The organism is Caballeronia sp. Sq4a, assembly GCF_023170545.1.
Lineage (GTDB): Bacteria > Pseudomonadota > Gammaproteobacteria > Burkholderiales > Burkholderiaceae > Caballeronia.
Genome location: NZ_CP084250.1, coordinates 2,381,832 through 2,407,484 on the forward strand (window position 1 = coordinate 2,381,832; position 25,653 = coordinate 2,407,484).

Sequence of the window (25,653 nt, forward strand, 5' to 3'; positions counted from 1 at the left end):
CGTGTGCGTTCGTATGCGTTGCGTCAGGCGGCGCTCGCGGGCGCGGTGACGAGCCCGGCTTGCGCGGCGATTCGATAAAGGCCGTGTTCGGTGGCATGCGCGACCGTCTGCGCGTCCTGGCAGTCGAAACGCGCGAGCGCTGCGCGATAGCGGTCGCAGAGCGCATCGTTGCCGATCAGGCGCAGCGTCCTGCCCGCGAGCGACGACGCATCCCGCGCCAGCACTTCGTTCAGTCCGCGCAGTTCATGGCCGATGAGCAACCCTGACAAGTAATCCGGCTGCTGTTCGGGCGTCAGTTGCCCGGTGAGTCCCAGCGTGCGCGTGCTGAAGATGGTCGCGAGCAGGCCGGGATGACCGGCATCGCGCGCAGTATCGACACCGCGGATGAACGCCGCTGCATCGGGGGCCGCGCCGTGCTGCATCGTGCGGCCGAGAATCGTGTGGTCGCGAAGCGCGCTGAACGTCTCGCCGGTCATGAAGGTGTAGAAACGCTCGATACGGCCGTCCTCGACGAACGCCCATTTCGCATGCGTGCCGGGCAGGCCGATCAGCGCGCCGCCCGGCGCGGACAGCGACGCGTCGGCCGAAAGCGCGCCGACGATCTGCGTTTCCTCGCCGCGCATCACGTTGGGCAGCACGCCGCGTTCGAGCACGCCCGGCACCACGCGCACGGTCACGCCGCGCGCCGCCGTCACCGTGACGATGCCCGCGACGAGCGCGTCGGCGTCGGCGGGCGTATCGACATACGGCGCTTCGATCCAGCCTTGCGCGCTGCCGATCATGCCCGCCGCGATCACGGGCAAGCGCGGATGCGCGTCGAGCCACGCGCCGCAGGTTTCCTCGAACGCCTCGTCGAAGCCGCCGGCGGGCAGCTTCATGATGCCTGCCGACGACGCGCGGGTGTCGAGCGCCTTAGCGTCGTCGCCGAGCAGATAGGCGCGCAGCGACGTGGTGCCCCAGTCGAGCGCAATGAGAGCGGGCGCGGTCATCGCTTGATCCTGCGATTGGCCTGCGGCGCGCGCCAGCCGAGTTCTTCGGAGATCGAGCGCGCTTCGCGCTGCACGACCGGGATCAGTTCTTCCATGCGTTCGTCCGGCATATAAGGGATGGTGCTCGCGACAGAAAGCGCCGCGACGATCGCGCCCGACGCATCGCGCACGGGCGCGGCGACGCAGCGAATCGACGCCTCGTTCTCTTCGAGGTCGAAGGTGTAACCGCCTTGCGAATAGCGCGTCATGCGCTGAAGAAACGTATCGACGTCCGGGCGGTTCTCCGGCTTGAAGCTCGTGCGGGCGAGCGCCCGGTGCGACGCGTCGAGCAGCTTCTTCCACGCGTTCGCTTCGAGGTCGAGCATCATCGCCTTGCCGATGCCCGTCGATGCGAGCGGCATGCGGTGCCCGACGCGCGAACGCATTTCGAGCCCGCGCGTGCCGGGAATCTTGTCGATGTAGAGCACGTCGTCGCCGTCGCGCACGCCCAAGTGAATCGTGTCGTGCGTATGCTGCGCGAGCGCCTGAAGATGCGGACGCGCGACCGCCGTCAGCGGCATCTGTTCCAGCGCGATGGTGCCGAGTTCGATCAGCTTCGGCCCGAGCAGATAGCCGCCCTGCACTTGCCGCAGATACCGCGCCTGCACGAGCGAGCTCACGAGCCGGTGCGTGGTGCTGCGCGTCGTGCCGAGCGCCGCGCTGAACGAGCGCAGATCGCGCGCGCCGTTCGCGGCCGCTTCGAGAATCGCGAGGCCGCGCAGCAGCGTCTGCGTGCCGGCCTGCTGCGGCGTGACATCGACGAGCGCGCTCGGTAGCGCGATGGCGTCGGCGTCGCGGCGGCCGGTTTCGCGCGCGCGGGCGTCGTTGGCGGCCAGGCCGTTGTCCGTATCGGCGGGCTGGAGCTTGTTCATGTCGATCACCCCTCGATGAGCGAGCAAGACGGCGCGCGCTTTTCGCGTGAGGCGGATGAATCGTGCGGCGCGACCCGCGAGCGCGGGCAGGCGATCGAATGCATGACGTGTCTCCGGTTTTGTTCTTGTTGGCGCGAGGCGTCTTGGCCTCTGCAGTGCCTTCTGGCGGTGTCGTCGAAGGCTTGGACGGATTGTAGTTCCGGCTGTCTCGAATCTTCAATATGTGACCGCGCTGTTCACATAATGGGAGTCTAGCTGACAAGTGAAAGCGACGCGCCAACAAAAAAGCCCTGACGGATCAGGGCTTTATCGAGTTTAGCGACGCGAGCTAAATTCTATTCCGGCAGTTCGGCGGCGCCCATTCGCCGCGCGATGACGCGCGCGCGCATCGTCAGATACGCCGAATTGCGATGGTCGTCGAAGTACTTCGGACGCGGCAGCATCACGGCGAGGCGCGCGCTCTGTCCCGCCGTCAACTTGGCCGCCGACGTTTTGTAGTAGTAGCGCGCCGCCGCTTCCGCGCCGTAGACGCCGTTGCCCCACTCCACCGAATTCAGATAGACCTCGAAGATGCGTTCCTTGGTCCACCAGAACTCGAGCATCCACGTAATCACCAACTCCTGCGCCTTGCGGATATAGCTCTTCTCGCGCGACAGAAACAGATTGCGCGCGAGTTGCTGCGAGATAGTCGAGCCGCCCGCGACGATCTTTCCGCGCGACTTGTTCTTCTCCCACGCCTGCAAGATGGCGTCGGTTTCGTAGCCGTTGTTATTGACGAAGTTCGCATCTTCGGACGCGATGATCGCGCGCTTCAAATTGCGCGAGATCTGGTCGTACGGCACCCACGTGCGTTGCAGCGCGATGCCGGGATGCGTCTTCGCGAGCGTCCACGCGTCGGCGCGCATGAAGGCGGTCGAACCGGGATTCGTCACCGTCCACACGCCGATCTGAAGGAAGAAGTAAAGCTGCGTCGCCAGAATCGCGATGAAGAAGACGGATACGCCGTACGCGATCCATCGCGCGGGACCGAGCCGCACCGCGCGACGCATCGGGCGGTCGCTCGGCGACGTGCGGCTGTGGCCGGGCGCGGTGGTCATCAGGCTTTTGCCGTCAGCGTGTGACGCAGTTCGCGCAGCACCGCGCCGCCGTCCGGGCGTACGCCGCGCCAGATGAAGAACGATTCGGCGGCCTGTTCGACCAGCATGCCGAGACCATCGGCCGCGCGCGCGCCGAGACGCTCCGCGTGCTGCATGAAGACCGTCGGCTTCGGGCCGTACATCATGTCGTAGGCGAGCGTGCCGGCGCCGAAAGCCGCGTCGTCGCATTCGGGCAGCGCGGCGTCGAGGCTGCCGGCCGTCGCGTTGACGATCACGTCGTAGCGCGTCTTTTCGATGCTGTGGGCGCCGCCGCCCGACAGGCGCACGTTCGCCTCCTGCGCGGCCTGCGCGAATTGACCGACGAGTTGCTGCGCCTTCGCCGCCGTGCGATTGACGATGACGAGCGACGCCGGCCGCCGGTCGAAGATCGGCAAGACGACGCCACGCGCCGCGCCGCCCGCGCCGAGCAGCAGCACGCGCGCGCCTTCCAGACTCACGCCGAGATTCGCTTCGATGTCGCGCACGAGGCCGACGCCGTCGGTGTTGTCGCCGCGCACGCCGTCTGCGGTGAACGACAGCGTGTTGACTGCGCCGGCTGCCGCCGCGCGCGGCGACAGCGAGTCGGCGAACGCGTGGGCGTCGAGCTTGAACGGCACGGTGACGTTCATGCCGCGTCCGCCCGACGCGATGAACGCTTCGACTGCCTGCTCGAAGCCGCCGAGCGGTCCCAGAATGCGCCCGTATTCGACCGCTTCGCCGGTCTGTTCCGCGAAGCGCGCGTGAATCCACGGCGACTTGCTGTGCTCGACCGGATTGCCGATCACCGCGTACCGGTCGCGCGGCTGCGGCGCGTTCATGCGTTCGGCTCCTGTGGCTGCGGCGACGCTTCCGCCGATTCATCCGCCGATGCCTCCGCCTGCGCTTCCGCTTCGCTTTCGGCGCTGAGGTCGTCGGCTTCGATGAGTTCTTCCTCGGCTTCGTCTTCTTCGACCGGCGCGGCCGCCGACGGCGCGTCGATCACGTGCAGCAGACGGCACGACGCCTCGACGGTCAGTTCATCGATCGACACGACTTCCAGCATGACCCGCGTGCCGCGCGCATGCACGCCGAGGCCGGGCACGTGCAGGATCAGCGGAATCTCCTCGAAGCGCACGAGGTCGTCCTTCACCACCGACGCCGGAACCTGCCGCTTGTTCTCCTGCTTCAGCCAGCGCAGACACCAGAAGTACTCCATGCGGCGCTGATGATCCGCGTAAGCGGTGTACGTATCGTCGAAGCCTTGCACGACGGCGAACAGGTCGGCGTCTTTCGGCTTGAACGGCGCGGCCAGCTTCGCGGTCACGCCGTGCTGCACGCACGCGAGCAGTTGCCACTGATTGACCAGATCGACGTAACGGCGCAGCGGCGACGTGCTCCACGCATATTGCGCGACGCCCAGGCCCTCGTGCGGCGCGGGCGTCGTCTGCATGCGCGTGCGCTTGGGGCCGGGACCGCCGAAGCCGCGCTGCGAGCGGTAGATGCCCGGCACGCCGTGATCGTTGAGAAACGCGCCCCACGACGAATTCGCGAGAATCGCGAGTTCCGCCACGATCAGGTCGAGCGGCGATCCGCGGCGGCGCGGCGTGATGGTGATGTGCTCGCCTTCGACGTAGAAGTTGAAGTCGTTATTGCGCTGCACCTCGCGCTTGAGGCCGTACGTCGCGCGTGCCTGCTGGCGCTTTTCGAAAAGCGCCTGCGCGAGCGGCCACAACACGGCGATGTCTTCCTTGTGCGGATAATCGCCCGTGCCGGCGGCGAGGCTTTCTTCGGTGACGTGCTCGTCGAGATGATTGTGGCGCAGATTCGACTTGATGAACACGCGCTCGGCGCGCGTTTCGCTCGCGACGATGTCCTGCGTCTCGCGATTCACGATGATGTACAGCGACAGCGCCGGCCGCAGTCCGCCCTCGCCGAGCGTGAACACATCGACGACGTTGTCTGGCAGCATCGTGATCTTGTCGCCGGGCATGTAGACCGTCGAAAGACGGCTGCGCGCGATCGAATCGATGGTGTCGCCCCGCGCGATGCCGAGCGCCGGCGCTGCGATATGCACGCCGATGCGCACGCGCCCGTCCGCCAGATGCTGCACGGAGAAGGCATCGTCGATTTCGGTGGTCGTCACGTCGTCGATGGAGAACGCTTCGACGTCCGCTTCGGGCAGATCTTCGGGCAGCGGCGCGGGCTGCACGGACGGGAAGCCGACGCCGTGCGGGAAGTACTCGGCGAGGAAACGCGCTTCGTGCAACTGGCGCGCGGACGCAATGCCGCCGCATTCCAGCATGAGCCGCGCCTGCGAAATGCCGCGCGCGGCCGCCGCCGCTTCGAGCGCCTTGTATTCGATGGAATTCTTGTCCGGCTTCGTCAGGAGACCGATGGCCTTGTCCTTCAGCGCCTCGGGCAGCTTGCCCGCCTTCAGTTCTTCCTCGTAGCCCGCCTGCACGAGCGCCTGCTGGCGCTTGCGCTCCAGCGACGCGAGCGCCATTTGCAACTGCTCCTGCGGCGCGCGCTGATACTGCCCGCGCCCCTTGCGACGGAAGTACACCGGCGCGCCGTGCATGCGCAGCACCAGCGCGGCGCGCTCGCTCGGACCGAACTTGTCGCCGAAATAGTCCGCGCCGAGCGCGGTGAACGGAAACTCTTCCTCGGGCGCGCATTCCCACAGGAAATCGAGGTCGATGTCCTGCGCGATGGCGTCGGCTTCCTGCATCAGATCGGCGGCGGCGGGCTTCTCGAATTCGATCAGCACGTCTTTCGCGCGCACCTTTGCGCGGCGTCCGCCCGGCAACTCGACCTGGAACGCGTCGCCTTGTTTCGACAAGACCGAGCCGGCCTTGAAACTACCCGATTCCTCGAAGAAAACGTTCACTCAATACTCTCGTAAGACGGTGGACCGGACGCGGCATGCGCCGGTGGATGAATGAGGCGTCATGCCGCCGCGGGCGCGACGGCCGCGCGCGGCGACTGATCGCAGAACGCGAGCACGTCGCCGAGATAGTCCGCGAAGTCGCTGATCGCGTGGTTGCTGCCCTGAATCAACGTGGTGCGCACGCCGGGATAGCGCGCGAGCATCGTGCGGTAGTCGATCACTTCGTCGCCGGTCGCGGCAATCAGAAAGTAGCGCTCGGGCCGCGTGATGGCATCGACGGCGAGCGCGCGCAGTTCGTCCAGATGGCGCGGCAACACGGTGATGCTGCCGCCGCCGTGCCACAACGGCTGTTCGCCCAGGTACGCGCTCAGGTCCGATTGCGGCACCACGGCGGGATTGAGCAGCACCGCGCGCCAGCCGTGCTTTTCCGCGAGATAGGTCGCGTAATAGCCGCCGAGCGAGCTGCCGACGACGGTGACATCGTCCGACGCCGCCGTGCTCGCGATGGTTTCCGCCAGCGCGATGGCGTCGCACGGCGACACGGGCAACACCGGGCACTGCCATTCGCTCAACCGGCCAAGTTCCGCGAGGCGCGCGCGCATGGCGCGGGCCTTGAACGATTGGGGAGACGAGCGAAAGCCGTGCAGGTAGAGGATCACGCGGGGCCTCGTGTCGTGGTGCCGGACGGACGCGCGGAAAGCGCGTCGAGCAGTTTCTGATGCACGCCGCCGAAACCGCCGTTGCTCATCACGAGCACGTGGTCGCCGGGGCGCGCGGCGGCAGTGACCGCCTTCACGAGCGGTTCGATTTCGTCGAAGGCGTGCGCCTTGTCGCCGAGCGGGGACAGCGCCTCGGCAAGATTCCACCCGAGCTTGTCGCGGCCTTCGCGCGCGCCGTAGCCGAAGACGAGGTCCGCGCCGGCGAGGCTCGCGGGCAATTGCGCCTTCATCGTGCCGAGCTTCATGGTGTTCGAGCGCGGTTCGAGCACGGCGAGAATGCGCGCGTGACCCGAATCGCCGATGCGCGTGCGCAATCCGGCCACCGTCGTTTCGATGGCGGTCGGATGGTGCGCGAAGTCGTCGTAGACAGTCACGCCGTCGACGCTGCCCTTCACTTCCATGCGCCGCTTCACGTTGCGAAAGCTCGCGAGCGACTTCGCAGCCTGCGCCGCCGGCACGCCGACCGAGCGCGCCGCCGCGATGGCCGCCAGCGCGTTCATGCGATTGTGCTCGCCCTGCACTTGCCAGTCGACCACGCCCTGACGCTCGCCTTGCCAGTAGACAGCGAACTGTTCGTCGACCGTCGCGCCGTCCTCGGCGGGCAGCGCCTGCCAGCCGCCCTCCACGCCGAAACGCTCGACGCCCGACCAGCAGCCGCGCGTGAGCACGCGTTCGAGCGCCGCCTCGCGCCCGTTCGTGACGATGCGGCCCACGCCCGGCACCGTTCGAACAAGGTGATGAAATTGCGTCTCGATAGCGGCGAGATCGGGGAAGATATCGGCGTGATCGAATTCCAGATTATTGAGCACCGCCGTGCGCGGGCGGTAGTGGACGAACTTCGAACGCTTGTCGAAGAAGGCGGTGTCGTACTCGTCGGCTTCGATCACGAAGAAGCTGGAATCGGTCAGGCGCGCGGAAATGCCGAAGTTGAGCGGCACGCCGCCGATCAGAAAGCCCGGATTCATGCCGGCGTCTTCCAGCAGCCACGCGAGCATGGAACTCGTCGTGGTCTTGCCGTGCGTGCCCGCGACCGCCAGCACCCATTTCCCCGCGAGCACATGCTCGCCGAGCCATTGCGGACCGGACGTGTACGGCAGCCCGCGGTCGAGAATGGCTTCCATGAGCGGATTGCCACGCGACACCACATTGCCGACGACGAAGAGGTCAGGCGCGAGCTCGATCTGCTCGGCCCCGAACCCTTCGATCAGTTCGATGCCTTGTGCTTCGAGCTGGGTGCTCATCGGCGGATAGACGCCGGCGTCGCAGCCGGTGACCTTGTGTCCGGCCTCGCGCGCCAGGACGGCGAGACCGCCCATGAAGGTGCCGCAGATGCCGAGGATGTGGATGTGCATAAAGCGTGTCGCGCCGCGCGGGCGATGGAGTGCGGAAAACTGGAACGGCGCACCACGGATAAAAGCCGTGCGGGAGTGCGCCCGGAGGCGCATATTGTAACCGAGCGCGCCCGCCGGCCTGAGGCCAAGGCTGCCACGGCCGCCGCCCCGCCGGACGCCCAGACGTTATCTAGTATGATGCCCCCATGGTTCGCAAATCACATATCGATCCGCAGCGCGTGCGCGAGGAAATCGCGATCGCAGCCGCGAGAATGATCGCCGAAGACGGTCTCGACTACTCCACCGCCAAGCGCAAGGCGGCGCGGCTCGTGGTGGGCGAAAGCAAGATCGGCGGCGAGTTTTTGCCCGACAACGATCAGATCGAAGAGGAAATCCGCGAATATCAGGCGATTTTCCAGAGCGACAGCCAGCCCGCCGTGCTGCGCCGCATGCGCGAAACCGCGCTCGAATGGATGGAGCGCCTGAAGCCCTACGATCCGTATCTGACGGGCGCGGTGCTCAACGGCACGGCAGGCGAGCATTCGGATATCCATCTGCAATGCTTCTGCGACAACCCGAAGGAAGTCGCGATCTACCTGCTCAACGCCAATATTCAATACGACGTCTCGGAGACGCGGCACTTCGCGGGGCGCGGTTATGTGGAGACATTGAGCTTTCTGCATCGCCTGCGCGGCGAGGAGCCGATCGGGGTCCACATCGCGCTCTACAACACCGTGGATCTGCGCGGCGCGGTGCGCGCCGACGGACGCGGCCGGCTCGCCCGCGCGAACGCCGCCGCCGTGCGCGCGCTGCTCGATCAATCCGACGATCCGGATCGCCCGCCGCTTTACATCGGCGAGTGAACGGCAAGGCGCTTTCAATCTCACCCCATGAACAGCACACGTATCTTTGCGGCCCTGGCGGTCGCCATCGCCGCGACGGTCGGCGGCTTCTACGCAGGTCATCTGTTTACCGGCAGCGACACCGAAGCCGCGACGCAGCCGAGCGGCAACGCCGTCGATCAACTTTGGAAGATCACGCCGCCCGCCGCGTCCGGCACATCGCAACCGCTCGCGGCGTACAAGGGCAAGCCGGTCGTCGTGAACTTCTGGGCGTCGTGGTGTGGACCGTGCGTCAAGGAAATGCCGACGCTTTCGGCCTTACAGCGCGAATATCAGAAGAAGGGCATCACGTTCATCGGGCTCGGCGTCGACAGCGAGAAGAACGTCAACGACTTCTTAAAGAAGGTCCCGGTCGACTATCCCGTCTACGTCACCGGCTTCGGTGGCGCGGACCTTGCGCGTAGCTTCGGCAACAACGCGGGCGGGCTGCCGTTCACCGTCGTCATCGACAGCAAGGGCGTGGTTCACTCGACCAAGCTAGGCGAAGTCAACGAAGCGGAACTGCGCCACACGCTCGACGCGCTGTAAAAATTCGCTGCGACTTCGCCTGACGTTCGCCGAATTAATCAGCAAGTTGCCGGACGTTTGCTGTAACTTCTCTGTTTGGCTGCGATAATGTCGGGTCGCACGCGCGAACAAGCACGGTCTGTCGCGCTGTAAAACTAGACAAAATTCTCTAAACGGCGCTAAAGTGCGCCGAATTCCGCACAACCCGAAGCGACCATGACTATTCCGCCGGTGCAGCAAGGCCACGTAGCCGCCCGTTTAGCCGCCCGCGAAAGCGGCGCTGGCCGAGCCACCGCGCCCCATACGACAGGTCGCACCGCCGCCAGTTTCGCCGCGGGCGCGCTGCGCCGCACGCCCGCGCGCACCGGATGATGGCCGCGCCGGCGCGCGGCTGACGCTCAGAACACACCCACAAATCAAGTCAAGCACCGGGCAGTCCCGGTCTCCAAGTATTGAAAGGGGATTTTTCGATGGACCTTCGTAAACTGAAAACGCTGATCGACCTCGTCTCGGAATCCGGCATCTCGGAGCTGGAAGTGACGGAGGGCGAAGGCAAGGTTCGCATCGTCAAGAACGCGGCGCCCGTCTATATGCAGGCGCCGCAGCAATACGCGCCGCAAGTGCAGGCGCAAGCCGCGCCGAGCGCATCCGCATCGGGCGATGCCGGCGCGAGCGCTGGCGCCGCCGCGAGCGCCGCCGCGCCGCAGGGCCACGTCGTGACCTCGCCGATGGTCGGCTCGTTCTACCGCGCGCCGTCGCCGGGCGCCGATCCTTTCGTGCAAGTGGGCGATACGGTCAAGGAAGGCCAGACGCTGTGCATCATCGAAGCCATGAAGCTTCTGAACGAAATCGAATCGGACAAGTCCGGCGTCGTGAAGGAAATTCTTGTCGAGAACGGTCAGGCGGTCGAGTACGGCCAGCCGCTCTTCGTGATCGGCGACTAAGCGCGTCGGGCCGCGCGCCGGACGCTTCGCTCCGGTTCGCCCGGCTTCACCGCGCCGGCGCACGCGATCCGGAAGCATCCGGGCGCGCGCGCCGCCGATTCGAATCCCGAGGGCCGCTCGCGCGTGCCCGTTGATGAGCCGACCCACTGCCATGTTTGAAAAAATTCTCATTGCGAACCGCGGCGAAATCGCGCTTCGCATCCAGCGCGCGTGCCGCGAACTGGGCGTCAAGACAGTCGTCGTCTATTCAGAGGCCGACAAGGAAGCGAAGTACGTGAAGCTCGCCGACGAAGCCGTCTGCATCGGACCGGCGCCGTCGAATCTGTCGTATCTGAACATGCCTGCGCTCATTAGCGCGGCCGAAGTCACCGACGCCGAAGCCATCCATCCCGGCTACGGCTTTCTTTCCGAGAACGCGGATTTCGCCGAGCGCGTCGAGCAATCGGGATTCACGTTCATCGGGCCGCGCCCGGAGACCATTCGCCTGATGGGCGACAAGGTCACCGCCAAGCAGACCATGATCAAGACCGGCGTGCCGTGCGTGCCGGGTTCGGAAGGCGCGTTGCCGGAAGATCCCAAAGAGATCGTGAAAATTGCGCGCGCGGTCGGCTATCCCGTCATCATCAAGGCGGCGGGCGGCGGCGGCGGTCGCGGCATGCGCGTGGTCCATACCGAAGCGGCGCTGGTCAACGCGGTGAACATGACGCGCGAAGAAGCGGGCCGCGCGTTCGGCAATCCGCAGGTCTACATGGAGAAGTTCCTGGAGAACCCGCGGCACATCGAAATTCAGGTGCTGTCGGATTCGTTCCGCAATGCGCTGTGGCTCGGCGAGCGCGACTGCTCCATGCAGCGCCGCCACCAGAAGGTGATCGAAGAAGCGCCGGCGCCGGGCATCGCGCGGCGTCTGATCGACCGCATCGGCGACCGCTGCGCCGAAGCATGCAAGAAGATGGGCTATCTCGGCGCGGGCACGTTCGAATTCCTGTACGAGAACAACGAGTTCTACTTCATCGAGATGAACACCCGCGTGCAGGTCGAGCATCCCGTGACGGAGCTGATCACGGGCGTCGATATCGTGCAGGAACAGATTCGCATTGCCGCTGGCGAGAAGCTCACGCTGCGCCAGAAGGACATCCAGTTCCGCGGCCACGCGATCGAATGCCGCATCAACGCGGAAGATCCGTTCAAGTTCACGCCGTCGCCGGGACGCATCACGTCGTGGCACGCGCCGGGCGGCCCGGGCATTCGTGTCGACTCGCACGCGTACAACGGCTATTTCGTCCCGCCGAACTACGATTCGATGATCGGCAAGCTGATCTCGTACGGCGCGACGCGCGAACAGGCGATCAACCGCATGCGCATCGCGCTGTCGGAAATGGTCGTGGAAGGCATCTCGACCAACATTCCGCTGCACCGCGAACTCATGATCGACGCCAAGTTCGTCGAAGGCGGCACGAGCATCCACTACCTCGAAAACAAGCTCGCCGCGCGTCAGGCGGCGGTGGCCGAAGAGTCCTGAAGCGCCTTGGCAGAGAAACGAGCATGAGTTACCGGGAACTGATCGCCGAGCTGGACCGCGAGCACGCGGAGGCGCTGTCGGATGCGCTGCTGGACATGGGCGCGCTTTCGGTGTCCGTCGAGGACGCCGACGCCGACACGCCCGACGAGCAGCCGCTCTTCGGCGAGCCCGGGCTCACGCCCGAGCGCAGCGCGTGGAAGCGTTCGCGCGTGGTCGCGCTGCTCGGCCAGGACGCGGACCCGGCCGTGCTGCTCGCCGCGGCGTCCAACGACATCGGCCTGACAGCGACGCCCGCGTTCTCCGTGCGCGAAGTCGAGGAGCAAGATTGGGTGCGTTTGACGCAGGCGCAGTTCGATCCGATCGCCATCGGCGAGCGCATCTGGGTCGTGCCGTCATGGCACGACGCGCCCGATCCCGACGCCCTCGTGCTGGAACTCGATCCGGGCCTCGCGTTCGGCACGGGCAGCCATCCGACCACGCGCCTGTGCATGGAATGGCTGGAGCAATCGGTGAAACCGGGGCAGTCGCTGCTCGACTACGGCTGCGGCTCCGGCATCCTCGCCATTCTCGCGAAGAAGTGCGGCGCGAATCCGGTGTATGGCATCGACATCGACCCGCAAGCGGTCGAGTCCGCGCGCCAGAACAGCGAGCGCAATCACGCGGACGTCACCTACGGCCTCCCCGACGACTGCCCCGCCGGCGAGTTCGACATCGTGGTCGCCAATATCCTCTCGAATCCGCTCAAGCTCATGGCCTCGATGCTCGCCGCGAAGGTGAAGCCGGGCGGGCGGATCGCGCTGTCGGGCATCCTCGCGCGCCAGGCCGACGAGGTCGCGGCGGTCTACGCGAAGTGGATCGACATCGGCGTCTGGCGCGAGCACGAAGGCTGGGTGTGCCTTGCCGGAACGCGGCGCGAAAGCCTTTAGAATAGCGCCATCATCACCGTTTCGGCCGTGAGGCCGCTGGCACTTTCCACTGGCACTTCCTATGGCGCTGGCTACCCGCTGCCCACACTGCGAAACCGTCTTCAAGCTCGATCCGCATCTGCTCGCGCCGCATGACGGGCGGGTGCGTTGCGGCCATTGCCAGGAAGTTTTCGACGCCGCGCATCATCGGTTCGAGTTGCCGGACGAGTCGGCCGAAGCCGACGAAGCGCAGCACGCCGCGCTGATCGACGATGAAGTCGCGGTCGGACCTTCGACGTTCTCGTCGTCGAAGAAGGAAGCCACGAGCGTGCCGCCTACGCTGGCAGTGCCGCGTCAGCTCGATCTCGGCAACAAGTCGGCCGCGAAGCCCTTCTCGCCGCCCCCGGCGAAAGAAGACAACGATCCGACCGTGCATGCGAACGCGCCGGCGTTCGCTGGCGCGCCGATGCCGCCGCCGCCCCAACGCAATGTGCCCCGCAACGTGCCGCGCAAGGACGCCGCGAACGAACCCGACGCCGAGCCTGTCGTCGAACCGGTGCCGCTCGGCCGGGTGAAGCCGGTGGCCGTCTCCGGCGCGCCGCTCAACGACGACGCACCCGCGCCGCCCGCCAGAAGCGAAGCGCCGAGGCGTCCCGAACCCGCGCCGCCGCCCTCGCGCTTCGTCGATCCGCTCGACGACCGCGCGGAGCCTTTCATCGGCCCGGCGCAAAACCGGCCCGAACCGCCGCGCGCGCGCCCAGCCGCTACCCCGACTCCGACACCGACGCCGGCTTCCGCATGGGACGAGGACGAACCCGGCCTCGGCGCGCGGCCGGCCGGTCTCGGCACCGCGCACCCGCCGAGCGCCAACGAAGCGTTTCCGGTCTCGCGAGAACCGCTTATCGACACGACGCAACCGAGCAAGCCCGCGCGCAAGGGCTTGCGTGCGCTCGGTATCGTCATTGCCGTCTTGCTCGCGTTGCTGCTGCTGGTCCAGTTCGCCTGGTGGCAACGCGAAACGATCATGGTGAATGTCCCCGGCTCGCACGCGTTCTACGTCAATATCTGCGACCAGGTCGGCTGCACGATTTCGCCGCCGCGTTACATCTCCGGTTTGCAGATCGAGAGTTCCGGCTTGCGTCAGGTGGACGGCCCGCACAAGCTCGAACTGAAGCTCATGCTGCGCAACCGCTCGGACGTCACGCTTGCCTATCCGGCGCTCGAACTCACCCTGCTCGACGACAAGAGCGACGTCGCCATTCGCCGCGTGCTGTGGCCGCAGGATTACGCGCGACCGGGTACGATATTCGCCATCGGCCTTCCGCCGCAAAGCGCGCAACCGGTCGTCGTCCGGCTCGATACGGGCGATGCCGTCGCCGCGAATTACCGGGTGCAAGTCTTCTATCCGTAACCGGATAGCGGCGCGAGCGCCCGGCTTTCCAAGACGCGACCCGGCAGCAAGAGCCGGTCGCACAGTTCCCGTCAGCATCTGACACATCCTCTGGAGCGCAACATGAGTCAAGTTACCCTCGGCGGCAACCCGATCGAAGTCAGCGGCACGTTCCCGAGCGAAGGACAGCAAGCGCCCGCGTTCACGCTCGTCGGCGCGGATCTCGGCGATATCACGCTCGCGAGCTTCGCGGGCAAGCGCAAGGTGCTGAACATCGTGCCGAGCCTCGACACGCCCACATGCGCCACGTCGACGCGCAAGTTCAACGAAGCGGCCGGCAAGCTGGACAACACCGTGGTGCTCGTCGTCTCCGGCGACCTGCCCTTCGCGGCCAAGCGTTTCTGCACGACCGAAGGCCTGGCCAACGTGGTGACGGCCTCGACGTTCCGCGGCCACGAGTTCGCGCAGTCGTACGGCGTCGATGTGACGAGCGGCCCGCTCAAAGGGCTGACAGCGCGCGCGGTCGTCGTGCTGGACGAAAACGACAAGGTGCTGCACGCCGAACTCGTGCCGGAAATCAAAAACGAGCCGAACTATGATTCGGCGCTCGCCGCACTGAAGTAAAGTGCATCGACGGACCGCTGTGGCGGTCCGCATACGGGGCGCGGCGGTCTTTCGGTTCGGCCGATGCCAACGCCGCCGCGCGCCGTATGGGCTACTCTTTCCTCGCGCCTAACTAATAAGGACGTTCGCCTTGGCTACGCTTATCTGCGGCTCGCTCGCCTACGACAACATCATGACCTTCCAGGGCCGCTTCGGCGACCACATCCTGCCGGACCAGGTGCACATGCTGAACATCAGCTTCCTGGTGCCGACGATGCGGCGCAACTTTGGCGGCTGCGCAGGCAACATCGCGTATGCGCTGAAGCTGCTCGGCGGCGATGCGAAGATCATGGCGACGCTCGGCGAAGCGGACGCGCAGCTCTACATCGACCGGCTCGACGCGCTCGGATTGTCGAAGGAATACGTGCGCGTGCTGCCCGGCCAGCACTCGGCGCAATGCTTCATCACGACCGACCTCGCGAACAATCAGATCACGGCCTTCCACCCCGGCGCGATGATGGAATCGCACCTGAATCGCGCCGACGAAGCGCAGGGCATTACGCTCGGCATCGTGGCGCCGGACGGCGCGGACGGCATGCGCGAGCACGCGAAGCAGTTCGCGGCGGCGGGCGTGCCGTTCATCTTCGATCCGGGTCAGGGTTTGCCCATTCTTGAAGGTGTAGAGCTTTGTCGCATGATTGAACTTGCCACATACGTGACGGTCAACGATTACGAAGCCAAGTTGTTGAGCAACAAGACCGGCTGGTCGATCGAAGACATCAAGAGCCGGGTCGAGGCGCTGGTCGTCACGCGCGGCGAACACGGCGCGCAGATCTATCATGAAGACGGCGTGATGGACGTGCCGGCCGTGAAGGCGCGGCAAGTGGTGGACCCGACCGGCTGCGGCGACGCATTTCGCGGCGGCCTGTTGTACGGCATCGAGAACAAGCTTGGCTGGGAAAAGACGGGGCGTCTCGCGAGTCTGATGGGTGCGTTGAAGATCGAGCATCAGGGCCCGCAAACTTATGCGCCGACGCGCGCCGAAATCGAAGAGCGTTTCAAGCAGGCATTCGGAAGCAGCCTGTCGTGATCGAGTGGATGAAGGGAGTGAAGGAATGAAAACGGTAAGTCGCATCGTGCTGGCAGCATCGCTCATCGGCTCAGTCGCGCTGACGGGCTGCGCCTACAACAGCAGTTCGCCCGACGTCTACACGGCGTCGCAGGCGCAGCGCGAGGAAACGGTGCGCATGGCGACCGTCGAAAGCGTGCGCGGCGTGAAGATCAGCTCGAACAACGGCCAGCCGACCGGCCTCGGCGCCATCGGCGGCGGCGCGCTCGGCGGCGTCGCGGCGGGCAGCGCAATCGGCGGCGGCAACGGGTCGATCATCGCGGGCATCATCGGTGGTCTAGCCGGCGCCGTCGCGGGCAACGCGGTCGAGAACAGCGTCGCGACTAAGAACGGGCTGGAAATCACCGTGCGTCTCGACAACGGCGACCTGCGCGCCATCACGCAGACGTCGAATGGCGAAGTGTTCCAGGCCGGCGAGCGCGTACGGCTGCTGTCGAGCGGCGGCGTGACGCGCGTGACGCACTAAGTCCGTCGGAGCTATTCCGCCGAGGATTCGCAGCCAGTCTGCGGTAGGCACAAAGAAGCGCATGCATCGAAAGAGGCATGCGCTTTTTTTCGTTCGCGGCTGGCTGGAAACGGCGCGCAGTTACTTCGGGCGCCGAAGCGAACAACCCGCCGCCGGACTTGACCGGCGACGGGTCGAGGCCGGGTAGGCCTACCCGGTCTTAAGGCACATCGACGTGTGCCGCGGTGCTTCGGACTGCTGTTGTCGCGACTTACGGACGGCTGCCCGTCGGGAACGGCCATGCCGCCGCCGGGTTCAGCGCCGTCTTGACCGCAGTGGCCGGAGCCGCCGGAGCGGGCGTCGACACCGTGGTAGCCGTCGTTGCGGGAGCCGCAGCCGTCGTCTTCTTTGCAGCAGCAGCCTTCTTGGCCGGCGCCTTCTTTGCGGCAGGCTCGGCTTTCTTCGCTGCGGGAGCAGGCGCGGAAGCAGCAGGCGCAGCGGGAGCAGCGGCAGTTTTCGCCGACGCCTTCTTCGCAGGAGCCTTCTTCGCGGCAGCCTTCTTCGCGGGCGCTTTCTTCGCAGCGGCCTTCTTCGCCGCCGCTTTCTTCGCGGGCGCCTTCTTGGCGGCGGCCTTCTTCGCAGGCGCCTTCTTCGCTGCGGCCTTCTTCGCAGGCGCCTTCTTGGCTGCGGCCTTCTTCGTGGCTACCTTCTTGGTGGCAACCTTCTTCGCAGCGGCTTTCTTCGCGGGCGCCTTCTTGGCCGCTACCTTCTTCGTTGCGACCTTCTTTGCTGCTGCCTTCTTGGCCGGCGCAGCCTTCTTCGCCGCGACCTTCTTCACGGCGACTTTCTTCGCTGCAACCTTCTTCGCAGCGACCTTCTTCGCGGCTACCTTCTTCGCCGGAGCGGCGGCTTTTTTGGCGGGGGCTTTCTTTGCTGCAGCCTTTTTCGCGGCGGGTTTCTTCTTGGCAACTGCCATGGTTTTTCTCCTTCAGGTTTTCAGATGAGAGTCAGTTCAAACAACACCCTTCGTCAAAACCCGCTTCTTCGCGTGGAGGCTCTCAGGGCACACGCTACGAAGCGGATTATTCATCGGCGTACGCTGATCCCACCTGCTTACGCTAATGAATACGGCAAGGCGCGCCGTGCCCCGAGGCACCGCGCGCCAAATTGAGTCAGCGCCCATACACGGCGCCGGCCATCGCTTGATCGAGCCAGCGAGCTTGTCGCCGGCATTTTCCGGGGGGAAGTTTGCCCATCCCATTGAAGGGAACGCAAAACGCCTGTCTTTCAATCGAACCACACGGTCCGTCAAGTCAGTAGGCGCACTTTGCATCAGGCGACCGTTCTCCTAAACCTTGTCGGCGGGGCGCGCGCAATGACGCACGCTGCTGCCCAGCCGTCCCATCGATTTCGTCTGCAACACGTCCTGGGCTTGTTGTTATTCCCAGGTCAGCGCGCCGCCGGTTTGATACTCAATCACGCGTGTCTCGAAGAAGTTGCGTTCCTTCTTCAAGTCGATCATTTCGCTCATCCACGGGAACGGGTTTTCCTCGTTCGGGTAGAGCGGGTCCAGGCCGATCTGCTGGCAACGCCGATTGCAGATGAACCGCAAGTAGCTCTTGAACATCGACGCGTTCAGGCCGAGAACCCCGCGCGGCATGGTGTCTTCAGCGTAGCGATATTCAAGATCGACAGCTTGCTTGAAGAGTTCGCGAATCTCCGCCTTGAATTCGGCGGTCCACAGTTGCGGCTCTTCCAGCTTGATCTGGTTGATGAGGTCGATGCCGAAGTTGCAGTGCATCGATTCATCGCGGAGGATGTACTGATACTGCTCCGCCGCGCCCGTCATCTTGTTCTGGCGACCGAGCGCCAGAATCTGCGTGAAGCCGACATAGAAGAAGAGCCCTTCCATGATGCAGGCGAACACGATCAACGACTTGAGCAATTTCTGGTCCGCTTCCAGCGTGCCGGTGGTGAACGCCGGGTCGGTCAACGTCTGGATGAACGGGATCAGGAACTCGTCCTTGTCACGGATCGACTTGACCTCGTGATACGCGTTGAAGATCTCGCTTTCGTCGAGGCCAAGCGATTCGACGATGTACTGATACGCATGCGTGTGGATCGCCTCTTCGAACGCCTGGCGCAGCAGGAACTGGCGGCACTCCGGAGCGGTGATATGACGATACGTGCCGAGCACGATGTTGTTCGCGGCGAGCGAGTCGGCCGTGACGAAGAAGCCGAGGTTGCGCTTGACGATGCGGCGCTCGTCGTCGGACAGACCGTTCGGGTCTTTCCACAGGGCGATGTCGCGCGACATGTTCACTTCCTGCGGCATCCAGTGATTCGCGCAACCGGCGAGGTACTTCTCCCACGCCCACTTGTACTTGAACGGCACGAGCTGGTTGACGTCGGTCTTGCCGTTGATGATGCGCTTGTCGGCGACGTTGACGCGCGCTTCGCTCTGCGCGGCGATGGCGCCAGCGGAAGGCGTGGCGGCTGCGGGAGGCACGAAGCCATCCGAGAAGATGTTCTGCGCCTGAGCAGTCTGATGGGCGGCTTGATGATCGAACGATTGGGCAGCATGCGCTGCGCTCTGCGTACCGAAAGCCGTGCCTTGAGCGTTGCGCAACGTGTTGTGTTGCGAACCGCTCGACGGAGTTACGGCAGTGGTCTCGTCATCCCAGTTGAGCATAAATTCTCACCATCAATTTAGATCGGTTTGTACCATCTTTTCATGAGCGATAAAAGAGCTTGCTCATGAAAATTCTCGTTTTCTAGCGATTTGGATTCAGCGTTGCTACCTGCATACAACACTTGGCTCTGCGCATGGTCTTTCATGCGTGATGCGAGCAAGAGAGAGACATGTGTGAAGCGGTCCTCATCGACTCTCTTCAAGCGTTGCGATGTGTGATCGGGCTGCGTGGCTTCAATGCTTCGATCGATGATTCGGTCGATGCTTCGATGCTGTCATGCGAACGCTTGGCGACAGCCCGCGATGATCGTTCGAGGCGAGCGACGCGAGTGCCGTTGATCGAATGCGATGCGATGCAAGCGAAGATGAAAGCGCGCGCTCGTTCTGGCTTCGCCCGATGACGCTCCAGCAGCCGAGCGACGTGTCTTCGTTGCCTTCGCGCGCTTCGAATTCGTTGCCGAAGTTTAGCATTCGCGGCCTCGCTTTACCACTATATCTTGTGTCCGCTGTGGCGCTGCTCTACTACCTATAGCGCGTGGAGTCAACGCCTCAAAGGGTCTAGCAATGAGCGCAGATTGTTGTGATCGATCTCGTGCATGAGCGCGAGCAACGCACCGAGCTTGCCTTGAGGAAAACCCTCACGCGCGAACCACGCGAGATAGTGACCGGGCAAGTCGGCGATGAGTCTGTCCTTGTACTTGCCGTAAGGCATGGTCTGCGTCACGAGACGCTGCAGGTCTTGCGGGTCCATCGTGTCTTCACTCCTCGTTATGTTGATCGCATCGCATCGCGCCTGGCGCGCGATCGCATGCGCGTGGTATCGGTGCCATAATCGCCGCTCTTGCCGCCATGACCGATCGCATTCTCTGATGCCGCTCGCCGTCAAAGCTTTCATCGCTCCTCTCATCGTCGCGTGTGCGATGTTCATGGAAAGCGTCGACGCCAACGTCATCGTCACTGCAATCCCTGAAATGGCGCGCGCCTTCGGACGCGATCCCGTCACACTCAAGGTCGCCGTCACCAGCTACGTGCTCGGCTTAGGCGTCTTCATTCCGATCTGCGGCTGGGTGGCCGACCGCTTCGGCGCACGCGCCGTCTTTCGCGCGGCCATCGGCGTGTTCGTGGCCGGTTCGATCCTGTGCGCGGCATCGACGTCGCTCGGGCCCTTCACCGTCGCGCGGTTCATACAGGGCGTGGGCGGCGCGATGATGGTCCCGGTCGGCCGCATCATCATCTTCCGTTCGGTGCGCCGCTCCGAGTTCATTCGCGCGATGAACTATCTCTCCGTTCCCGCGATGCTCGGCCCGGCCGCCGGCCCGCTGCTCGGCGGCTTCATCACGACGTATCTGCACTGGCGGCTGATCTTCTTCATCAATATTCCGATTGGCATTGCGGGCATCTACCTGACCAATCGCTACATCGCCGACTCGCGCGAAGAACATCCGGGCCGGCTCGACTGGCTCGGCTTCTTTCTCTCGGCGGGCGCCGGCGTGTTGCTGCTGCTCGGGCTTTCGCTCGTCGGCGGCGAGCTGGTGCCGCAAAGCGTTGCGTTCGCGATGTGCGCGGCCGGCGCGCTGATGGCCGCGCTCTACTGTCTCTACGCGCGCCGGGCCGCGCGACCGCTGCTCGACTTGCGCTTCTTTCGCGTGCCGACGTTTCAGGCGAGCGTCCTGGGCGGCTCGCTCTTTCGCATCGGGCTCGGCGCGGTGCCGTTCCTCTTGCCGCTCGCGTTGCAGGAAGGTCTTGGCATGACGGCGTTCAAGTCCGGCGCGATCACGTGTGCATCGGCGTTCGGCGGCATGTTCATGCGCTCGCTTGCGTCGCGCGTGCTGCATCGATTCGGCTTTCGGCAGACGCTACTCTTCAACGCGGCGTTGTCGGGCTTGGCGATTGCGGCATGCGGCACGTTCTTTCCCGGCACGCCCACCTGGGTGATCTGGGCTGTGGTGCTGCTCGGCGGCTTCTTTCCGGCGCTGCAATTTACGAGCCTCAATTCGCTCGCCTACGCGGAGATCGAAACCCGCGATGTCGGACGAGCGACGAGTCTTGCCAGCTTCGTGCAGCAGGTGTCGCTCGGGCTTGGCGTCACGGTGGCGGGCATTACGCTCGAACTCACGCAGTACGTGAATGGTCATGCGACCGTGCGATGGTCGGACTTCTGGCCTGCGTTTGTTGTCGTCGGGCTGTTCTCGTTTCTTTCCATGCCGGTTACGGCTCGGTTGTCGCGGAATGCGGGCGTTGAGATTTCGCGTGGGACGCGGGGGTAAGGGTTCCTTGTTTGTTGCCTGCCGGCGGTGTTCGTTGGGCTTGTCTTGTCGTTGAACTTGTTCTCGTGTCGGTCTATTAGTGTTGCCCCTCCCCGGGGCGGGGGTCACTTTCTTTGCTGCTGCAAAGAAAGTAACCAAAGAAAGCAGCTTTTTTTTGGCCCGCAGCAGCAAGAGAGTGGTCACTTCGCAGACATGCGGTGGCGCTACGTGAATTGGCAGCCTTGAATCGCTCTCCACGCCCGCTGAGCGCCACGTCCTCCGAGCCCCTTGGCTCGATAAAACCATGCGCGCGCTTTGCGCTTCGCCTCCGGCAAGTGGTAGTCGGTAGCTCATCGATAAGTTTCTGCACGCACCGGTGCACATCTAGCCCCCTCGCGCCCCGACTTAGGTCGATAAACGGCGTCCACGCATGCAAACCCTCGGTGTTGACGAGCCAAGGGGCTCGGAGGACGTGGCGGTCAGCGGGCGTGGAAGGTGATTCAGGGTTGATTCAAGCTGAGTGCCAATGGCGTATTGCGGAGTGCACCATCACTCAATACCACGGGCGAAGAAGCTGCTTTCTTTGGTTACTTTCTTTGCAGCAGCAAAGAAAGTGACCCCCGCCCCGGGGAGGGGCAACGCTAATACACCGACACGAATACAAGTTTCACGCCCGCGCGAGACAACGAAGCAGAGAGGCGGAACGACGGCCATACGTCAGCCCGGCAAGCGCAAAGCCAATAGACCGACACGAAAACAAGTTCACCGACAAGACAAGACAACAAAAACAAAAAAGCCGGCACCGAGAAACTCAGCACCGGCCTTCGCCGCGAGCAGAACCCTACTCAGGCGCCAGCAAAAAGCCTCACTGACATGCCTCGCACTCGTCGAACCCCGGATCGCCCGGACGCATCATGCAGACGGGACCGTCGGCTTCCGGCGCAGCCGCCTCGACGGCAGGCGCAGCAGCGGCAGCATTGAAACCACCACCGACCCCGCCAGCAGCAGAAGCAGCACCGCCCGACGATACACCGAAGCCACCGCCCGAACCCGCACCGCCCTCACCCGACGGCACCGCGTTCAGCGCGCCGTGCGCCACCGTCGACTTCTCGACGTGCGTCGCCGCCATCGTGCGGAGGTAGTACGTCGTCTTCAGACCACGCAGCCACGCGAGCTTGTACACCTCGTCGAGCTTCTTGCCCGATGCGCCCGCCATGTAGATGTTCAGCGACTGCGCCTGATCGATCCACTTCTGCCGGCGCGACGCCGCTTCCACCAGCCACTTCGGATCCACTTCGAATGCCGTCGCGTAGATCGCGCGCAGGTCGGCCGGAACGCGGTCGATGCGCGAGAGCGTGCCGTCGAAGTACTTCAGGTCCGACACCATCACTTCGTCCCACAGGCCGCGCGCCTTCAGATCACGCACCAGGTAGTCGTTGACCACCGTGAATTCGCCAGACAGATTCGACTTCACGTACAGGTTCTGGAACGTCGGCTCGATACACGCCGACACGCCGATGATGTTCGAGATCGTCGCCGTCGGCGCAATCGCCACGCAGTTCGAGTTGCGCATGCCATGCGTCGCGATGCGCGAACGCAGCGTCGACCAGTCCATCGACTCGGACGTGTCCACTTCCACATAACCGCCGCGCGCTTCGGCCAAGAGCTTCACCGTGTCTTGCGGGAGGATGCCGCGATCCCACAGCGAGCCGCGATAGCTCGAATAACGGCCGCGCTCTTCCGCCAGTTCCGTCGATGCGTAGTACGCGTAGTAGCAGACGGCTTCCATCGAACGATCCGCGAACTCCACCGCTTCCTGCGACGCGTACGGCGTGCGCAGCAAGTGCAGGCAGTCTTGGAAGCCCATGATGCCCATGCCCACCGGACGATGCTTCAGGTTCGAATTACGCGCCTTCGGCACCGCGTAGTAGTTGATGTCGATCACGTTGTCGAGCATGCGCATCGCGACGCTGATGGTGCGCTTGAGCTTCGCGTGGTCGAGCGCGAGCGTGCCGTCGGCCTGCTTCGTCAGGTGCGCGACGAGGTTCACCGAGCCGAGGTTACACACGGCGATTTCAGTGTCGCTCGTATTCAGCGTGATTTCCGTGCACAGGTTCGACGAATGCACGACGCCGACGTGCTGCTGCGGCGAACGCACGTTGCACGGGTCCTTGAACGTGATCCACGGATGGCCGGTTTCGAACAGCATGCCGAGCATCTTGCGCCACAAGTGCTGCGCCGGCACCTTCTTGAAGAGCTTGATCTCGCCGCGCGCGGCTTTCTCTTCGTAAGCGACGTACGCCTTCTCGAAGTCCGCGCCGAACAGATCATGCAGGTCCGGACACGTCGACGGCGAGAACAGCGTCCATTCGCCGCCTTCCATCACGCGCTTCATGAACAGGTCGGGAATCCAGTTCGCCGTGTTCATGTCGTGCGTGCGGCGGCGGTCGTCGCCCGTGTTCTTGCGCAGTTCCAGGAATTCTTCGATGTCGAGGTGCCACGTCTCCAGGTACGCGCACACCGCGCCCTTGCGCTTGCCGCCCTGGTTCACCGCGACGGCCGTGTCGTTCACCACCTTCAGGAACGGCACGACGCCTTGCGACTTGCCGTTCGTGCCCTTGATATGCGAGCCGAGCGCGCGCACGCGCGTCCAGTCGTTGCCGAGGCCGCCCGCGAACTTCGAGAGCAGCGCGTTTTCCTTGAGCGCCTCGTAGATGCCGTCGAGGTCGTCGGCCACCGTCGTCAGATAGCACGACGAAAGCTGCGAGCGATGCGTGCCCGAGTTGAAGAGCGTCGGCGTCGACGACATGAAGTCGAACGACGACAGCACGTTGTAGAACTCGATGGCGCGCGCTTCGCGGTCGATTTCGTTCAGCGACAGACCCATCGCCACGCGCATGAAGAACGCCTGCGGCAACTCGATGCGCGTGCCCTCCACGTGCAGGAAGTAGCGGTCGTACAGCGTTTGCAGGCCGAGATAGCCGAACTGCAGGTCGCGGTTCGCGTCGAGCGCGGCGCCGAGACGCTTCAGGTCGAACTGTTGCAGCTTGTCGTCGAGCAGGCCCGCTTCGACGCCGCGCTTGATGAACTGCGGGAAGTACTCGGCGTAACGCTCGCCCATCTCGGCTTGCGTCACTTCGCCTTCGAGAATCTCGCGGCGGATCGTGTGCAGCAAGATGCGCGCGGTGACCTGGCTGTACGCCGGATCTTTTTCGATCATCGTGCGCGCGGCGAGAATGGCCGAATCGTAGACCTGATTCATCGGCACGCCGTCGTACAGATTCTTCACCGTTTCCGCGACGATCGGATCAGCCGAGACGGCATCGCCCAGATTCGCGCAGGCCGAGACGATCAGCGCCTTCAGCGCGTCGAGATCGAGCGGGCGCGTGATGCCGTTGTCCGTCACGTTGATGACGCCTTCGTGCGTCTTCGCATTCTGCGCATGGCTGCGGTCCTGCTCGCGCTGCTGCGTGCGCTTCTCGCGGTACAGCACGTAGGCGCGCGCGACGTTGTGCTCGCCGCCGCGCATGAGCGCCAGTTCGACCTGATCCTGAATGTCTTCGATGTGGAACGTGCCGCCGTGCGGACGGCTGCGCAGAAGCGCGCGCACGACCGCCTGCGTCAGTTGCTCGACCTGCTCGCGCACGCGAGCGGACGCCGCGCCCTGACCGCCGTTCACGGCGATGAACGCCTTCGTCACGGCAATCGCGATCTTGGACGGCTCGAACGACACCACGCTCCCGTTGCGACGAATGACCTTGTAGTCGGCATACGTCGTGTTCGACGCGGGCGATTGCGCGCCCTGAACGTGCGCCCCGCCAGCATGCTGCGCGGATGCGCCTTCGTAGGAAGTCGTGGCGTTGTCGGTGGTTTGCATGTGCAAAACTCCTGGTGTTCGAATGGTGCGGATGATCCGCGGATTTATCACTTATGCCGCGTGCGTCGCCGGTCAATAACGCGGACGCGCGTCGCGGTGTTTGGCAGTAAGGCGGGCTGTGAAGACAGCAGGCCCTGAACACGAGTCGCGGCGATGGCGGCCCGCACTGTCATGGCGTCGCGTGCGGTGCCCGCGTTGGCGCGCGGTGTCGGTCGACGCGACTCGCATTCACTTGCATACGTTCTTCACGGTGCTGCTGCGCTGGCGCTCGATGCGCTGAGGGTCTCTTGATGAAACCGCTTGCGCACCGCCCCGGGCCAGCCAAACTTCAGATACGCCGGAAAGCCGACGGCGCCGGCTCGTGGGAGCGGGCGCCGCCTCTACAACACAAGATATAGTGCAAATCACGTCCTTCGGCACCAAGTATAGTGGAACTTCGCACGGTCTCAAAAAGGTTTATTTGCTTCGGAAGCGCCCTCGCGGGGTTGACTTTTGCGGCGTCGAAGCGCGGCAAGGGCTCCCGCGCGACGCTGTTGCGTCGC

Annotated in this window: 21 protein-coding genes and 1 pseudogene; 10 read left to right on the forward strand and 12 right to left on the reverse strand. The window is 64.5% G+C overall.

The annotated features are described in order from the left end of the window. Positions 1 to 23 precede the first annotated feature (23 nt). From LDZ24_RS11295 to mpl, 7 genes are all read right to left on the reverse strand, one after another. A complete protein-coding gene (locus LDZ24_RS11295) occupies positions 24 to 989 on the reverse strand; it encodes a 2-dehydro-3-deoxygalactonokinase (RefSeq protein ID WP_248320513.1) in 966 nt (321 codons plus the stop codon). Beyond that, positions 986 to 1,900 (reverse strand): IclR family transcriptional regulator, encoded by a 915-nt coding sequence (locus tag LDZ24_RS11300; RefSeq protein ID WP_248320514.1) that lies wholly within the window; start codon positions 1,898 to 1,900, stop codon positions 986 to 988. The genes LDZ24_RS11295 and LDZ24_RS11300 overlap by 4 nt, the downstream gene beginning before the upstream one ends. 335 nt (positions 1,901 to 2,235) lie before the next feature. Next, complete coding sequence (gene mtgA, locus LDZ24_RS11305; protein ID WP_371747346.1) at positions 2,236 to 2,997, reverse strand: monofunctional biosynthetic peptidoglycan transglycosylase; 762 nt, start codon at positions 2,995 to 2,997, stop codon at positions 2,236 to 2,238. Then, the gene (gene aroE, locus LDZ24_RS11310; protein ID WP_248320515.1) at positions 2,997 to 3,854 is read right to left on the reverse strand and encodes a shikimate dehydrogenase; all 858 of its coding nucleotides are present in this window, start codon (positions 3,852 to 3,854) and stop codon (positions 2,997 to 2,999) included. Before aroE ends, mtgA begins: the two co-directional genes overlap by 1 nt. Beyond that, positions 3,851 to 5,902: a ribonuclease catalytic domain-containing protein gene (locus LDZ24_RS11315; RefSeq protein ID WP_248320516.1), complete on the reverse strand. Its 2,052-nt coding sequence runs from the start codon at positions 5,900 to 5,902 to the stop codon at positions 3,851 to 3,853. The genes aroE and LDZ24_RS11315 overlap by 4 nt, the downstream gene beginning before the upstream one ends. A 59-nt stretch (positions 5,903 to 5,961) precedes the next feature. Beyond that, positions 5,962 to 6,561 carry a YqiA/YcfP family alpha/beta fold hydrolase gene (locus tag LDZ24_RS11320; protein ID WP_248320517.1) on the reverse strand — a complete coding sequence of 200 codons (600 nt, stop codon included), beginning with the start codon at positions 6,559 to 6,561 and terminating at the stop codon, positions 5,962 to 5,964. Then, the gene (gene mpl, locus LDZ24_RS11325) at positions 6,558 to 7,973 is read right to left on the reverse strand and encodes a UDP-N-acetylmuramate:L-alanyl-gamma-D-glutamyl-meso-diaminopimelate ligase (protein ID WP_248320518.1); all 1,416 of its coding nucleotides are present in this window, start codon (positions 7,971 to 7,973) and stop codon (positions 6,558 to 6,560) included. Before mpl ends, LDZ24_RS11320 begins: the two co-directional genes overlap by 4 nt. Positions 7,974 to 8,158: 185 nt before the next feature. On the opposite strand from mpl, the gene LDZ24_RS11330 reads away from it, so the two are divergent. From LDZ24_RS11330 to LDZ24_RS11370, 9 genes are all read left to right on the forward strand, one after another. Next, positions 8,159 to 8,815, forward strand: a complete 657-nt coding sequence (locus tag LDZ24_RS11330; RefSeq protein ID WP_244847249.1) for a UDP-N-acetylmuramate--alanine ligase — start codon at positions 8,159 to 8,161, stop codon at positions 8,813 to 8,815. A 27-nt stretch (positions 8,816 to 8,842) separates the two neighbouring features. Then, the gene (locus LDZ24_RS11335; RefSeq protein ID WP_248320519.1) at positions 8,843 to 9,382 is read left to right on the forward strand and encodes a TlpA disulfide reductase family protein; all 540 of its coding nucleotides are present in this window, start codon (positions 8,843 to 8,845) and stop codon (positions 9,380 to 9,382) included. 449 nt (positions 9,383 to 9,831) lie between these two features. Beyond that, a complete protein-coding gene (gene accB / locus LDZ24_RS11340) occupies positions 9,832 to 10,305 on the forward strand; it encodes an acetyl-CoA carboxylase biotin carboxyl carrier protein (protein ID WP_175945107.1) in 474 nt (157 codons plus the stop codon). Positions 10,306 to 10,456: 151 nt separating this feature from the next. After that, the gene (gene accC / locus LDZ24_RS11345; RefSeq protein ID WP_248320520.1) at positions 10,457 to 11,824 is read left to right on the forward strand and encodes an acetyl-CoA carboxylase biotin carboxylase subunit; all 1,368 of its coding nucleotides are present in this window, start codon (positions 10,457 to 10,459) and stop codon (positions 11,822 to 11,824) included. A gap of 23 nt (positions 11,825 to 11,847) precedes the next feature. After that, positions 11,848 to 12,750: a 50S ribosomal protein L11 methyltransferase gene (gene prmA, locus LDZ24_RS11350; RefSeq protein ID WP_248320521.1), complete on the forward strand. Its 903-nt coding sequence runs from the start codon at positions 11,848 to 11,850 to the stop codon at positions 12,748 to 12,750. Between the two features lie 61 nt (positions 12,751 to 12,811). Further along, complete coding sequence (locus LDZ24_RS11355) at positions 12,812 to 14,140, forward strand: zinc-ribbon and DUF3426 domain-containing protein (RefSeq protein WP_248320522.1); 1,329 nt, start codon at positions 12,812 to 12,814, stop codon at positions 14,138 to 14,140. Between the two features lie 102 nt (positions 14,141 to 14,242). Next, positions 14,243 to 14,743 (forward strand): thiol peroxidase, encoded by a 501-nt coding sequence (gene tpx, locus LDZ24_RS11360; RefSeq protein ID WP_248320523.1) that lies wholly within the window; start codon positions 14,243 to 14,245, stop codon positions 14,741 to 14,743. Positions 14,744 to 14,873: 130 nt separating this feature from the next. Beyond that, positions 14,874 to 15,812: a carbohydrate kinase family protein gene (locus tag LDZ24_RS11365; RefSeq protein WP_248320524.1), complete on the forward strand. Its 939-nt coding sequence runs from the start codon at positions 14,874 to 14,876 to the stop codon at positions 15,810 to 15,812. Positions 15,813 to 15,837: 25 nt separating this feature from the next. Further along, positions 15,838 to 16,317, forward strand: coding sequence for a hypothetical protein (locus LDZ24_RS11370; protein WP_248320525.1), 480 nt, complete (start codon positions 15,838 to 15,840; stop codon positions 16,315 to 16,317). A gap of 250 nt (positions 16,318 to 16,567) precedes the next feature. Here LDZ24_RS11370 and LDZ24_RS11375 read toward each other — a convergent pair whose 3' ends face one another. The 4 genes and pseudogenes from LDZ24_RS11375 to LDZ24_RS11390 form a co-directional block, all read right to left on the reverse strand. Next, positions 16,568 to 17,272, reverse strand: a complete 705-nt coding sequence (locus LDZ24_RS11375; RefSeq protein WP_244847258.1) for a histone H1-like DNA-binding protein — start codon at positions 17,270 to 17,272, stop codon at positions 16,568 to 16,570. Positions 17,273 to 17,303: 31 nt separating this feature from the next. Further along, positions 17,304 to 17,629: pseudogene (locus tag LDZ24_RS11380) on the reverse strand (hypothetical protein). Positions 17,630 to 17,734: 105 nt separating this feature from the next. Further along, the gene (locus LDZ24_RS11385; protein ID WP_244847259.1) at positions 17,735 to 18,988 is read right to left on the reverse strand and encodes a ribonucleotide-diphosphate reductase subunit beta; all 1,254 of its coding nucleotides are present in this window, start codon (positions 18,986 to 18,988) and stop codon (positions 17,735 to 17,737) included. A 541-nt stretch (positions 18,989 to 19,529) separates the two neighbouring features. Continuing rightward, positions 19,530 to 19,739: a DUF3820 family protein gene (locus LDZ24_RS11390; RefSeq protein ID WP_175945125.1), complete on the reverse strand. Its 210-nt coding sequence runs from the start codon at positions 19,737 to 19,739 to the stop codon at positions 19,530 to 19,532. A gap of 118 nt (positions 19,740 to 19,857) precedes the next feature. On the opposite strand from LDZ24_RS11390, the gene LDZ24_RS11395 reads away from it, so the two are divergent. Further along, the gene (locus tag LDZ24_RS11395; protein ID WP_248320526.1) at positions 19,858 to 21,255 is read left to right on the forward strand and encodes an MFS transporter; all 1,398 of its coding nucleotides are present in this window, start codon (positions 19,858 to 19,860) and stop codon (positions 21,253 to 21,255) included. An 844-nt stretch (positions 21,256 to 22,099) separates the two neighbouring features. On the opposite strand, the gene LDZ24_RS11400 is transcribed toward LDZ24_RS11395, so the two are convergent. Beyond that, positions 22,100 to 25,111: a ribonucleoside-diphosphate reductase subunit alpha gene (locus LDZ24_RS11400; RefSeq protein ID WP_248320527.1), complete on the reverse strand. Its 3,012-nt coding sequence runs from the start codon at positions 25,109 to 25,111 to the stop codon at positions 22,100 to 22,102. Positions 25,112 to 25,653: the final 542 nt, after the last annotated feature.

Excerpts from the sequence above, each read along its gene's own strand:
- LDZ24_RS11330 (WP_244847249.1), top strand. The coding sequence starts at position 8,159 with ATGGTTCGCAAATCACATATCGATCCGCAGCGCGTGCGCGAGGAAATC.
- accC (WP_248320520.1), top strand. The coding sequence starts at position 10,457 with ATGTTTGAAAAAATTCTCATTGCGAACCGCGGCGAAATCGCGCTTCGC.
- LDZ24_RS11385 (WP_244847259.1), bottom strand. The coding sequence starts at position 18,988 with ATGCTCAACTGGGATGACGAGACCACTGCCGTAACTCCGTCGAGCGGT.
- LDZ24_RS11295 (WP_248320513.1), bottom strand. The coding sequence starts at position 989 with ATGACCGCGCCCGCTCTCATTGCGCTCGACTGGGGCACCACGTCGCTG.
- accB (WP_175945107.1), top strand. The coding sequence starts at position 9,832 with ATGGACCTTCGTAAACTGAAAACGCTGATCGACCTCGTCTCGGAATCC.
- mpl (WP_248320518.1), bottom strand. The coding sequence starts at position 7,973 with ATGCACATCCACATCCTCGGCATCTGCGGCACCTTCATGGGCGGTCTC.
- aroE (WP_248320515.1), bottom strand. The coding sequence starts at position 3,854 with ATGAACGCGCCGCAGCCGCGCGACCGGTACGCGGTGATCGGCAATCCG.
- LDZ24_RS11395 (WP_248320526.1), top strand. The coding sequence starts at position 19,858 with ATGCCGCTCGCCGTCAAAGCTTTCATCGCTCCTCTCATCGTCGCGTGT.
- mtgA (WP_371747346.1), bottom strand. The coding sequence starts at position 2,997 with ATGACCACCGCGCCCGGCCACAGCCGCACGTCGCCGAGCGACCGCCCG.
- LDZ24_RS11300 (WP_248320514.1), bottom strand. The coding sequence starts at position 1,900 with ATGAACAAGCTCCAGCCCGCCGATACGGACAACGGCCTGGCCGCCAAC.
- LDZ24_RS11370 (WP_248320525.1), top strand. The coding sequence starts at position 15,838 with ATGAAAACGGTAAGTCGCATCGTGCTGGCAGCATCGCTCATCGGCTCA.
- LDZ24_RS11375 (WP_244847258.1), bottom strand. The coding sequence starts at position 17,272 with ATGGCAGTTGCCAAGAAGAAACCCGCCGCGAAAAAGGCTGCAGCAAAG.
- prmA (WP_248320521.1), top strand. The coding sequence starts at position 11,848 with ATGAGTTACCGGGAACTGATCGCCGAGCTGGACCGCGAGCACGCGGAG.
- tpx (WP_248320523.1), top strand. The coding sequence starts at position 14,243 with ATGAGTCAAGTTACCCTCGGCGGCAACCCGATCGAAGTCAGCGGCACG.
- LDZ24_RS11390 (WP_175945125.1), bottom strand. The coding sequence starts at position 19,739 with ATGGACCCGCAAGACCTGCAGCGTCTCGTGACGCAGACCATGCCTTAC.
- LDZ24_RS11400 (WP_248320527.1), bottom strand. The coding sequence starts at position 25,111 with ATGCAAACCACCGACAACGCCACGACTTCCTACGAAGGCGCATCCGCG.
- LDZ24_RS11335 (WP_248320519.1), top strand. The coding sequence starts at position 8,843 with ATGAACAGCACACGTATCTTTGCGGCCCTGGCGGTCGCCATCGCCGCG.
- LDZ24_RS11355 (WP_248320522.1), top strand. The coding sequence starts at position 12,812 with ATGGCGCTGGCTACCCGCTGCCCACACTGCGAAACCGTCTTCAAGCTC.